The following is a 763-nucleotide window of genomic DNA, read 5'->3' on the forward strand; positions in this document are numbered from 1 at the left end:
TCATTTATATGCCTCTAATTTTATTAGAAAAAAAATATTACCGCACGGGTTTATCGAGAATGGTTGATCATATAAATTCATTGCTTAGACCAAAAAGTGATCAGAAGTTTTCACACAGCCTGCGCTCATAGCCGACGACGTTTCTCAGCAGGCGGTTTGGTGCCAGAAGCGGACGTCAGATCTAATTAATACAATCAGCGCAATGCCTTTGAGAAACAAACAGCTTCTGTCCTACCCATATATGGGCCGTAATTCTCAATACGGATATAACCATTTTTCTCGTAGAAATTTACAGCCCGATAATTGATGTGTCGGGTTTCCAGCCTAAGCTCGATATATCCCATCTCTGTTGCAGATTTTTCAAGAAAAGTGAGTAAAGCACCGCCAACCCCTGACACACTTCGGTCTGAAAACATTCTTTTAAGCTCGGCTATATTTTGCGTTAATGGCCGTATAGCACCGCATCCTATAGCTTTTCCTTGAGAATTCTTTGCTAATGCCCATAAAGCTTTGTCATCACTCATTGCTTCAGCGGTGAAATTACTTTTACCGTTATCACCAGTAATAGCGGCAAGTTCTGCTGATAGCAATTCGATTAGGCGAAGGGAATCTGAAGAAAATGGATTTGATTTCTCTACTGTTATCATGGTTATACCCTGCAGGATGAGTGTGACCAACATAAAGCATCCTGCTAAGGAAAGCATCAGCCCAAAACGGGTGATGGGGCAACACTGTTTCCAAACTATCCCGAGAGTGTCATGTC

1 protein-coding gene is annotated in these 763 nt (G+C 41.8%); it reads right to left on the reverse strand.

Translation table 11 applies throughout. The annotated features are described in order from the left end of the window. Positions 1–194 precede the first annotated feature (194 nt). Positions 195–680, reverse strand: a complete 486-nt coding sequence (locus ACMV8I_RS21320) for a GNAT family N-acetyltransferase (RefSeq protein WP_498867144.1) — start codon at positions 678–680, stop codon at positions 195–197. Positions 681–763 lie beyond the last annotated feature (83 nt).

The sequence above is a fragment of the Ewingella sp. S1.OA.A_B6 genome (assembly GCF_049889095.1).
Lineage (GTDB): Bacteria > Pseudomonadota > Gammaproteobacteria > Enterobacterales > Enterobacteriaceae > Ewingella.